The sequence below is a fragment of the Hyphomonas sp. genome, from assembly GCF_018402285.1.
In the GTDB taxonomy this organism is placed as follows: Bacteria; Pseudomonadota; Alphaproteobacteria; order Caulobacterales; family Hyphomonadaceae; genus Hyphomonas.
Genome location: NZ_JAGYJH010000003.1, coordinates 463,356 through 473,669 on the forward strand (window position 1 = coordinate 463,356; position 10,314 = coordinate 473,669).

Here is a 10,314-nt window from a genome sequence, read left to right on the forward strand (position 1 = left end):
CGAAAAACCCCGCCTCGATGAGACGGGGTTTTTTGTTTGGGCGCTTAGGGCCGGCAATCAGCCTTCGGCTGGCGAGGGCTCGGCAAAGCCACGATTGCGCAGCAGCGGCTCGATGCCGGGGTCCGATCCGCGGAAGTTGCGGTAAAGCTCGTCGGTCTCGCGCAGGCCGCCGGATTCGAACACCCACTGTTTCAGCTTCGCGGCAACTTCCGGATTGAAGATGTCGCCCGATTGCTTGAAGGCGTCAAAGCCGTCCGCATCCAGAATTTCTGCCCACAGGTAGGAGTAGTAACCGGCCGAATAGCCGCCGGCGAAGATGTGGGAGAAGTAGGTCGAGCGGTAACGCGGTTCGATGATTTCCGGGATGTTGTACTGGGCGAGGACGGACTTTTCGAACTCACGGGAATCGGTGATCGCATTGGCTTCTTCCGAAGACAGCATGTGCCAGTGCAGGTCGATCAGCGAAGCGGCAATGTACTCAGTTGTCTTGAAGCCCTGATTGAAGGTCGAGGCATTGTTCATCTTGTTGATGAGGTCCTGCGGTATGACTTCGCCGGTCTCGTGGTGACGGGCATACATTGCGAGGACCTGGGGCTGGCTCCACCAATGTTCGAGCACCTGGGCGGGGAACTCGACATAGTCGGGCCCGCCATAGACGCCTGAGAAGCTCGGATAGCGGATCTGGGTCAGGAGGCCGTGCAGGCCATGGCCGAATTCGTGGAAAAGGGTTTCCACTTCGGTGGGCGAAAGGAGGGTGGGCTGGCCGTCGGCCGGGGTCACCAGGTTCATGTTATTGGTGATGATCGGGCGGACGGTCTCACCGTCAATCTCCGAGGAAGAGCGGTAGGTGCTCATCCAGGCGCCGCCACGCTTGGAGTCGCGGGCATACATGTCGACCATGAAGAGGCCGAGATGTTCACCGGTCTCGGTGTCCTTGAGGTCATAGGCCTTAACGACCGGATTCCATCCGTCCACGGCCACTTCCTCGATCGAGATGTTGAAGAGGCGCGAGGCCACTTCAAAGGCGCCGTCAAAGGTGGCGCTGAGCTCGAAATAAGGGCGAAGCTGGTTTTCGTCGAAGGCGTATTTGTCGGCGCGGACTTTCTCCGAATAGAACCACCAGTCATGGCCGAGGATTTCGTGGCCTGCGATCTTTTCCATGTCGGCCTGCTCTTCGGCGGCGCGGCTGAGGCCAGGCTCGAGCACCTTGCCGAGGAATTCCAGGGCAGCTTCCGGCGTGTGGGCCATGCGCTGTTCGAGCACATAATGGGCGTGGCTCTTGTAGCCCATCAGCTCGGCGCGTTTTGCGCGCAGCTGGGCGATTTTGAGAGCGACCGGGCTGTTGTCATACTCGCCGGAGGAGGCGACCGTGCGATAGCCGTCAAACAGCTGGCTGCGCAGCTCGCGGTCTTCGGCGCTGGACATGAACCCCTCGAAGAAGGAGCGGCTGAGGCCGACTTCCCACTTGTCTTGGCCATCCACCTTAAGGGCGTTCTTGAAATCTTCGGTCAGGCCGCCGAGGCGGGCCGGATCGGTGATTTCGAGCTTGAAGGCGTTGGTGGCGTTGAGAAGGTTCTGGCCATATTCTGTGGTCAGGGCCGAGAGTTGTGCGTTGATCTGGCCGACTTCTGCCTGGACTTCCGGGGAAAGCCCGGCGCCGGAGCGGACGAAATTGCGGTGGGTGAGTTCCAGGAGGCGGGCTTCCTGCTCGTCAAGACCGAGGCGGTCGCGCTGGTCGTAGATGGCCTGGATGCGGGCGAAGAGTTTCGGGTTGAAGGTGACCGCGTCCTGCTCGCGGGTGAGCATCGGATAAAGCTCGCCTTCAAGGGCATTGAGCGCATCATTGGTGTCGGTGTTGGTAATGTTGCCGAAGACGCGCATCACCTTGTCGAGCGACTGGCCGGAGGTTTCCAGCGCCAGGATCGTGTTCTCGAAGGTGGGCTCTTCAGGATTGTTGACGATGGCGTCGATTTCGGCGCGCATCTCGAGGATGCCCTTCTTGGCGGCGGGCATATAGTGCGCGTCAGTGATCTGTGCGAACGGCGGCACGCCATAGGCACCGGTCCAGTCCGCGCGGAAGGGGTTTCCTTCCAGTTCGGCGTCGGTGACCGTGATTTCCGGCAGTTCGATCTGGCCGGCAACTTCTGCTTCTGGCTTGGCCGCTTCGGGCGCGCCGCAGGCGGCCGTTGCTGCAAGAACAAGAGCGGCGGCGCCGCCCTTCAGGGCTTCTGACATTTTCATCCTGCTTCCTCTGGCAATGAAGATTGCGGGCGGTTTAGACGCCGGGGGCGCAGATTTCCAGAGAAACGGGCAGAAGAGGGCGGTTTCGCCCCCGATTTTGACCCGAACGCCATGGAATTACGCTCAGCGGGGGAGCGCGGCGACGACGCGGTGATATTCCTCCAGCGTTTCCTCGAAGATCTGCGCGACGGGCTTTACGTCCTTGATGCGGCCGGCGACCTGGCCGGTGAGGGCGATGCCCGCTTCGAGGTTTCCGCCGAAATAGACGTCCTGGGTTCCGGCAAATTCGCCGAAGATGTTGGGGCTGCCGTCCTTTTCGAGGCGGGTGGTGCGCTCGGTGCGCAAGGCGCGCAGGGCGGGGCCGGGGCCTGCGCGGTTGAGGAAGACCGTGTCGGTGGCGTCGGCGTTGACGATGGCGTCCTTCCAGTTGGCGTGGACGGGGCTTTCGGCGCTGGAGAGGATGCGCGTGCCCATCAGCACCCCTTCGGCGCCAAGGGAGAAGGCTGCTGCCATGCTGCGCCCGTCAGTGATGCCACCTGCGGCGACGACGGGCACGCTGACCGCCTCGCAGACCTGTGGGATCAGCACCATCGATGCGACGTCCTTGGCGTTCTTGAAGCCGCCCCCTTCGCCGCCCTCCACGATCAATCCGTCAACGCCTGCCTCGATGGCGCGCAGGGCGCCTGCGAGGGAAGGGACGACGTGAAAGACTGTGAGGCCGGCTTCCTTCAGGGTGGAGGTGTATTTCATCGGGTCACCAGCCGAGGTGGTGACGAATTTGATTCCCTGATCGATGATGAAGGGAATGATGTTCGGATCCCGCACGAAGGCCTGGGCGACGTTCACGCCGAAGGGTTTGGCCGTGAGGGTTTTCATCTTCCTGATCTCTTGGCGGATGGCGTCGAGTTCACCTGAGGAAGTTTCGATGATGCCCATGCCACCCGCATTGGAGACTGCCGAAGAAAGCTGGGACCGCGCGATCCAGCCCATCGCGGCCTGGATGATCGGCTTCTCGATGCCGAGCATGTCTGTGATGCGGGTTTTTACGGGCTTGGCGGCCATGGGGTTCCTCCGGGGCGTTTCTTGTCTGGCGGGAATAGAGCGGCTTGACGCAGCGGGAGGCAAGAGGCCCTGCGGTTCAGCCGCCGCGCGGCATCGGCGTGCCGTAGAGGCCGGCGAAATGCCGCGCGATGAGGCGGGCGGAGGGAAGGAAGGCGTAACCGCCTGCCTCGTCATAGGTGACGTCCGGTGTGCGGGGCGAGCCTTCGGCGAGCACCAAGGTGGGCGCATTGTGCTTGCCCGGCCCCAGTAGGCTGACAATCTGGCCGCGCGGATGATCAATGCCAACATAGACCACGTCCACCGTTTCCTTCAGCGCCGGATACCAGGCGAGGAGGCCCCAGATTTCGGCGCATTCGGGGCAGAATTCGCGCCGGCCATTGGACTCGAAACCGGGCGGCAAACAGAATAGCGTATCACGGGGCATAGGAAGCGTCCTGTCAGGGGCTAAAAAAGCCAAACAAGCCTTGACCGGCCTGCGTGGCAAGCCAGATCAGCGCGCCGAAATAGCCCAGGCTGGCAAGGATCAGCAGGTAACCGGCGATCACCACCAACCCGTCGCGCTGGGACATGCCGATGGACATCAGCAAGATCGCATAGGCGGGCAGCGTGTTGGAGAAGGGGACAAAGCCGAAGGGCGCCATCAGGAGCAGGGCGGCGAAGATCAGCGCGATGCCATTGATGCGGGCAGGCAGGCCCGACGCTGTGAGCGCCTTCAGACGCGGGCTGATGAAACGCTCGATCCGGGCGACGAGGCCGAGGCCGCGTTGCAGCGAGGCCTTGAGCTTTTCGGCGTCAAACCCCTTGCGGGCAAGGCGGCGGGGCAGCCAGGGCATGCGGTTGGCCGTGATGCCTGCGGCAATCAGGATGATCGCCGGGCCGAAGACCGAGCTGAGCCCGGGGATCGACACGGGCAGCAGGAAGGGAATGGTGAGGAGGGCACAGAGGAAGAGGAGGCCCTGCTCGCCGATGAGCTCTAACAGGCGGCGCAGAGTGATCGTCGGCGTGTCGATCGCGCCGAGCATCTTCTCCAGGGTCACATGGAGCGGGTCTTTGGTATCCTGGAAATCTGGAGTCACGGGCTGTCTCAACGCGGGGCAGCACCCCATGGTTGCGTCACATGGTGCCTGATTGAGGGAAAAAAAGGGCGGCCGGGGCCTTGCCGCGAATTTAGGAGCTTGCCCGGCAGGCGGGTGCAATTAGGGTGGCGCCAAAATGAGGCCGGAGGAAACATGAGCGCGCAATATGACATAACGGCAGAAAAATGGGACCGTTTCACCTTCGAGCGGAAGGGCCGTGTACTGACGGCTTACATCACCTCCGATCATCCGGTGAACGGGGTGGACGAGGCGATGCATACAGAGCTCGCGCTCGTTTTTAACTGCCTGCAGCGCGACAGTGAAAGCGACCTAATCATCCTTTCGGCCAAGGGGCGGGCCTTCTGTGCAGGCGGGGATTTCGACTGGTTTGAGGAACAGATTGCCCATCCCGAACGCTTCCGCGCCATCGGCTGGGATGCCAAGCAGATCGTGGTGACGCTGCTGCAGATGGAAAAGCCGATCATTTGCCGGATGAACGGCGCCGCCGCCGGCCTTGGCGCCACGATTGCGCTCCTCTGTGATGTGATCATCGCCGATGAGACAGCGAAGATCGGCGATCCGCATGTGAAGGTCGGCCTGGTGGCCGGGGATGGCGGCGCGCTGATCTGGCCGCAGCTGATCGGCTTTGCCAAGGCCAAGGAGCTTCTGATGACGGGCGATCTGCTGAGCACGCAGGAAGCCAAGGCCCTCGGCCTCATCAACTATGCCGTGCCGGCCGCCGAGCTCGACGCGAAGGTGGACGAGATCGTGGGCAAGATCATGGCGAACCCGAAATGGGCCGTGCGCTGGACCAAGACGACCGCCAACATTCCGCTGCGCGCGCTGGCCGCGCAGTTGATGGACGCTTCCATAGGCTGGGAGAGCGTTTCCAATTATCTTGGGGACCGGAAAGAGGCGGTGGCGGCGTTTAAGGAACGCCGGTCAGCGAAGCTGACTGGGGAGTGAGACGCCATGAACTGGGGCGTTGAGGATTTCGTGGCGGCTGGGGTGCTGCTGGCGGGGGTGGCGGGGTGTTTCCTGCTGGCGCGGCGCTGGTGGTCTTCGCCCGCCTATCTGGCGGGGCTGGCAATTGCCGTCGGCGCGGGCCTTGTCACGATCTGGGTGTCGCTGGCTGTCGGGATCATCGGTGCGGAAGGCAATCCGGCAAACCTCATCTATGCGGCCGTGATCCTGGTAGCGGCTGGGGGCGCAGCGCTTTCCCGGCTGGAGGCGGGCGGCATGAGCCGGGCGATGCTCGCGGCTGCGGGCGTTCAGGCGGCTGCTTGCTGCCTGGCCATGGCGGTAACGGCCGAGCAGGGCGCCGGCTTTGGGACGGTTGCCGCGTTCAACATCCTGCTGCTGATGGTCTTTCTGGTGTCGGCCGGTCTCTTTGGCTTTCAGGCAAGGCAGGCACGCCCCGCCTGACGGGCATTTGACGGCAGGCCCAGCCCGTACTAAATGCCCAATTGTGGTGATTTGGCCGGCCGGCTTGCAGCCACGTTAAACAAGTCGCTAAAGGGCCGAGATGCAGGAAAGCCGGAGTTCCGGGCCTGCCTTTCCCCCTCGATTGCGGCATTGTTTATTGGACCTGAAGCGGGCCGAAGAGGACGTTTGAGCCATGCCGATCCGGATCCCGATACGCTGCCCGCGCGTGAAACCCTTCTCAAAGAGGGCGTCGCGGTAATGCGCGAGACAGACGCCGTCCGGCAGGATATCCGCCCGCTGCAGATCGGCCTTCTGAACCTCATGCCCAACAAGATCCGCACCGAGACGCAGATCGCCCGTTTGATCGGCGCCTCGCCGCTGCAGGTTGAGCTGACGCTGGTGCGCGTAGGCGGCCACACGCCCAAGAATACTTCGCAGGAACACCTCATCAGCTTTTACCAGACCTGGGAAGAAATCCGGGAGCGGAAGTTTGACGGCTTTATCGTTACCGGCGCGCCGATTGAGCAGATGCCGTTCGAAGAGGTGAATTACTGGGAAGAGCTGACGCAGATTTTTGGCTGGACACAGATGAATGTGCATTCGCCTTTCTATATCTGCTGGGGCGCGATGGCGGCGGCTTATCATTTTCATGGGCTGCCTAAGTATCCGCTCGAAGCCAAGGCGTTTGGCGTGTTCCGTCACCGCAATCTTGATCTGGCTTCTCCCTATCTTTCGGGCTTCTCCGATGACTTTGCCATTCCGGTATCGCGCTGGACAGAGGTGCGCCGCGCCGATGTGCTGGAGCGCCCGGCACTCCGCCTGCTGATCGACAGTGATGATACCGGGCCCTGCCTGCTTGAAGACCGCAAGCGGCGCAGCCTCTACATGTTCAACCATGTGGAGTATGACTCCTTCTCCCTCAAGGAGGAGTTCGAGCGCGACCGGGAGGCGGGCAAGCAGATTCAGGTGCCGTTCGGCTACTTCCCGGAAGATGACCCCACGCGCCAGCCGCTCAACCGCTGGCGCAGCCACGCGCATCTCCTGTTTGGTAACTGGATCAACCAGACCTACCAGTCCACGCCGTTCAGTCTTGACGAAATCGGCGGTTAGCCCAGAAGTGCGGCATGACCTATTTTGCCGCAGAACCTGACCATGTGACCGAAATCCGCCGCCAGCTTTCCCGTTGGGTGGGCGATAAGATGCCGCGCGAGAAGCGCCGGGAGTGGGACCGGGAGGCGACCTGGGACCGGGCACTGTTCCGCGAAATCGCGGAGATGGGGCTGATCGGCCTCACCATTCCCGAAGAGTATGGCGGGCAGGGGGAGGACATCTACGCTGCCGCCGCCGTGATCGAGGAGTTATGCCAGGGCGGTCCGAGCATGGCCGGGCCTTACATTCATGCCGCCTTCTATGGCGGGCTCAACATTTCGGAGAACGGCTCGAAAGCGCAGAAGGAAGAGCTGCTGCCGAAACTCGCACGCGGGGAAATCTTCCTTGCCTATGGCCTGTCTGAGCCGAATGTCGGCGGCGACCTCCCGAGCGTTGAAACGCGCGTGGAGCGGGACGGAAACGAGATCGTCATCAAGGGCGCCAAGCGCTGGTGCACGGGCGCAGACTGGGCGGACTATATCTACTGCCTTTGCCGGTCGGGCGAGCCGGGCGCGCGGCATGGCAATCTTACTTTCGTCCTAATACCTACAAACTCAAAGGGTGTTACGATGACGCCGATCGAGCATGCCAACCTGCGTTACACCCATTCTATGGATGTGTTTCTCGATGATGTCCGCCTGCCGGAGAGCGCGGTCGTCGGCGGGCCGGAAAAATGGAACAAGGGCTGGGACGCGCTCGCCGGGCGCGCGCTGGACGTGGAGAAGATCGAGATCACCGCGGTTGCCTTTGGCCTTGCCCGCGCCGCCCTTGAGGAGGCCTGGCAGTACGCGCAGGAGCGGGTGCAGTTTGGCAAAACCATCTCCAAGCACCAGGCAATTGCCCACAAGCTGGTGACCGCGCGCACGAAACTCACCGCCTGCAGCCACATGCTTTATCATGCCGCCTGGCTTGCCAGCACGGGCCAGCCCTGCTCGGCAGAGACGGCGATGGCAAAGCTCTATGTGGCAGATACGGGCGTCGAGATCGCGCTCGCCTGCCAGCAGGTGATTGGCGCCTATGGTCTGTCGGACGCCTATGACATCGAGCGCAACCTTCGGGATCTTCTGGGCATGCCGATCGTGGGCGGATCATCTGACATGCAGAAGAACAACCTTGCGCGCATGTGGCGGCTCTGATGGACGCGCCCGCCGCGCCGGAACTTTCCTATGCAGCGTATTTCCATGACCCGCTGAAGCGGGCGCTGGTGCGCGGGGTGGAACGTGCGACGGGGCAGCCAAAACTCGCGCGCCTATACGATCGTTACCGCGCCGGGGAGCTCGGCGAGACAGGCTTCTTCGAGGCGGCTATCCGTCTGCTGGACCTGACGGTGTTGCATGATGCGGCCCGGTTGGCTGCGCTGCCCGCTGAGGGCCCGCTGGTGATTGTTGCGAACCACCCTTTCGGCGTGCTGGACGGCCTCGTCATCAGCTGGCTTGTCGGGCAGCGGCGGCAGGATTTCCGGGTGCTGACCAATTCTGTGCTCGATGCTGTGCCCGAGGCAAAGCCGTGGCTGCTGCCGGTGGACTTTGCCGGCACGCGCGAAGCGGTGGCGGCCAATATTGCGATGCGCAAGGCGGCGCTGGGGCATGTGAAGGCGGGCGGCTGCGTGATCGTGTTTCCGGCGGGCGGGGTGTCGACGACGCCGGGCCCGTTTGCACCCCTCGCCGTGGACGATGACTGGAAGCCGTTCACGGCCAAGCTGATCACGCATGGCCGCGCGGCGGTGACGCCAGTTTTCTTTGAGGGCCAGAATTCGCGCCTCTTCCAGATTGCCTCCCACCTGTCGCTGGAGCTGCGCCTGGCGCTGGTCTTCCGGGAAGTGCGCCGCCGGATGGGCAAGACGCTCACTGTGGGGATCGGCGAGACGCTGAGCCCGGACATGCTGGAAGCAGCTGGCAAACGCCGCGATCTCATGGAATTCCTGCGCGAGCGAACCTATGAGCTTGCACCCGGGGGGCGGGCTTTGCGATACCATGCAGCCACGGCCCGTTTCATGGCGAACAAGCCGAAAGTGTTCCGCTGACTAGAGAGAGCAGGGCATGAGTGAGGAATTGGGCAGCGCGGCCGATACGGCGCTCGAGCATGCCGGCGCCGATGCGGCGGCGGGCGTTGCTGGCCCCCGCACCAGCGCGCGCGACAGCGTATGCCGCAATTGCGGCGCAGCGCTCGCGGGCGATTTCTGCCATGATTGCGGACAGAGCGCCCAAAGCCTGCGCCAGCCTTTCTAGGCGTTGCTCGGGGAAACCATCGAAACGCTGTTTGCGCTTGATGGCCGGGTGGCGCGGACACTGCCGAGCCTGCTGCTCCATCCCGGCCGCATGACGCGGGCTTATCTTGACGGCCAGAGGGCGCGTTTCATTCCGCCCTTGCGGCTCTATGTGCTCGCCTCGCTGATCTTCTTTGTCGTACTGCCGCTGGCACTGGGCCGGGGGCTGAGTGTGGTTCCCGGCAGCGGGCAGAATTTCGGGGAAGCGCGCGCGGAGATCGAGCGCGCCTATGCCGAAGGCGAAATGACGAATGAAGAGTATCGCGGCGCGCTCGACGGTATAAATGAGGTCGAGGCGCTGTGGCAGAGCGGGCCGGACGTGTTCATCCCGGAAGCGCCAGCGTCGCCAGGAGAAGAGGGCGTTGCCACGCCGGCTGATCCGGGGGGTGAATGGGTCGGCTTCATGCCGAAAGATGCCCTCGACGCCGTTCGCGATGCGGGGTCGCAGGGCAATGACGATGCCGCGCGCTTTGCGCAGGTGATGGACAATCCCGACCATCTGGCTGAGCAGACGCAGGAGTGGATCCCGCGCCTGATGTTCATCCTGCTGCCGGTCTATGCCTGCCTGCTTGCGCTGCTCTATCTCTGGCGCAGCCAGTTCCTGTTCTTCGATCACCTGATCGTGTCGCTGCACTTCCACTCGGCGCTGTACTTTTCCATGGTGATCGGTGTGCTTGTCTCGCTGCTCATCGGGGCCCTGTCGGTATGATCCCGCCCGCGCAGCTCCGCGCCGAGGCGCTCAAGCTGCCCAAGGCGCTGGAACGGCCGCATTTCGACTGGGCAAGTTTCCGGGTCGATGCACCGAAGGGGAAGGTCTTCTGCACGTTGCCGCCCCATCATGAGTTCACCAATGTGTTCCTGACGCCGGAAGAGCAAAGGATGATCTGCGAGGCAGAACCTGCCATCTTCTTTCCCGTACCCAACAAATGGGGGGAGAAGGGGGCAACCTCGATCCGGCTTTTCGCGTGTGACCTTGCCACCCTGCGCTCGGCGCTGGTGATGTCCTGGCGCCATGCTGCCCCGCCCAAGCTGCACGGCCTGCTTGCCGGGTAAAACGGCGCGCTTGCCTTCCATGGCCGGATTGGCCGATGATCC

12 protein-coding genes and 1 riboswitch are annotated in these 10,314 nt (G+C 62.9%); of the genes, 8 read left to right on the forward strand and 4 right to left on the reverse strand.

Annotated elements, in window-relative coordinates:
* Positions 1 to 57: 57 nt before the first annotated feature.
* The 4 genes from KG722_RS04880 to KG722_RS04895 form a co-directional block, all read right to left on the reverse strand.
* Entirely contained in the window at positions 58 to 2,235 is a 2,178-nt protein-coding gene (locus KG722_RS04880) for a M3 family metallopeptidase (RefSeq protein ID WP_213270160.1), read from the reverse strand.
* A 129-nt stretch (positions 2,236 to 2,364) separates the two neighbouring features.
* Positions 2,365 to 3,303: a nitronate monooxygenase gene (locus tag KG722_RS04885; protein WP_213270163.1), complete on the reverse strand. Its 939-nt coding sequence runs from the start codon at positions 3,301 to 3,303 to the stop codon at positions 2,365 to 2,367.
* Positions 3,304 to 3,379: 76 nt separating this feature from the next.
* Positions 3,380 to 3,727, reverse strand: a complete 348-nt coding sequence (locus KG722_RS04890; protein WP_213270166.1) for a DUF3088 family protein — start codon at positions 3,725 to 3,727, stop codon at positions 3,380 to 3,382.
* Positions 3,728 to 3,740: 13 nt separating this feature from the next.
* Positions 3,741 to 4,379: an exopolysaccharide biosynthesis protein gene (locus KG722_RS04895; protein WP_366910065.1), complete on the reverse strand. Its 639-nt coding sequence runs from the start codon at positions 4,377 to 4,379 to the stop codon at positions 3,741 to 3,743.
* 153 nt (positions 4,380 to 4,532) lie between these two features.
* Between KG722_RS04895 and KG722_RS04900 the strand changes: the two genes are divergently transcribed.
* The 8 genes from KG722_RS04900 (at position 4,533) to KG722_RS04935 (ending at position 10,272) form a co-directional block, all read left to right on the forward strand.
* Positions 4,533 to 5,345, forward strand: coding sequence for an enoyl-CoA hydratase/isomerase family protein (locus tag KG722_RS04900; RefSeq protein ID WP_213270171.1), 813 nt, complete (start codon positions 4,533 to 4,535; stop codon positions 5,343 to 5,345).
* A gap of 6 nt (positions 5,346 to 5,351) precedes the next feature.
* Positions 5,352 to 5,804, forward strand: a complete 453-nt coding sequence (locus KG722_RS04905) for a hypothetical protein (RefSeq protein WP_213270174.1) — start codon at positions 5,352 to 5,354, stop codon at positions 5,802 to 5,804.
* Between the two features lie 33 nt (positions 5,805 to 5,837).
* Positions 5,838 to 5,915: riboswitch (SAM riboswitch) on the forward strand.
* 75 nt (positions 5,916 to 5,990) lie between these two features.
* Positions 5,991 to 6,914 carry a homoserine O-succinyltransferase gene (gene metA, locus KG722_RS04910; protein ID WP_300998239.1) on the forward strand — a complete coding sequence of 308 codons (924 nt, stop codon included), beginning with the start codon at positions 5,991 to 5,993 and terminating at the stop codon, positions 6,912 to 6,914.
* A 14-nt stretch (positions 6,915 to 6,928) separates the two neighbouring features.
* Positions 6,929 to 8,089: an acyl-CoA dehydrogenase family protein gene (locus KG722_RS04915; protein ID WP_213270177.1), complete on the forward strand. Its 1,161-nt coding sequence runs from the start codon at positions 6,929 to 6,931 to the stop codon at positions 8,087 to 8,089.
* On the forward strand, positions 8,089 to 8,976 hold the full coding sequence (locus KG722_RS04920) for a lysophospholipid acyltransferase family protein (RefSeq protein ID WP_213270180.1): 888 nt from the start codon (positions 8,089 to 8,091) through the stop codon (positions 8,974 to 8,976). Before KG722_RS04915 ends, KG722_RS04920 begins: the two co-directional genes overlap by 1 nt.
* 16 nt (positions 8,977 to 8,992) lie before the next feature.
* Positions 8,993 to 9,181 (forward strand): hypothetical protein, encoded by a 189-nt coding sequence (locus KG722_RS04925; RefSeq protein WP_213270183.1) that lies wholly within the window; start codon positions 8,993 to 8,995, stop codon positions 9,179 to 9,181.
* A 3-nt stretch (positions 9,182 to 9,184) separates the two neighbouring features.
* Positions 9,185 to 9,928: a DUF3667 domain-containing protein gene (locus KG722_RS04930; protein WP_213270186.1), complete on the forward strand. Its 744-nt coding sequence runs from the start codon at positions 9,185 to 9,187 to the stop codon at positions 9,926 to 9,928.
* Positions 9,925 to 10,272 (forward strand): MmcQ/YjbR family DNA-binding protein, encoded by a 348-nt coding sequence (locus tag KG722_RS04935; protein WP_213270189.1) that lies wholly within the window; start codon positions 9,925 to 9,927, stop codon positions 10,270 to 10,272. The genes KG722_RS04930 and KG722_RS04935 overlap by 4 nt, the downstream gene beginning before the upstream one ends.
* The last annotated feature ends 42 nt before the right edge of the window (positions 10,273 to 10,314 follow it).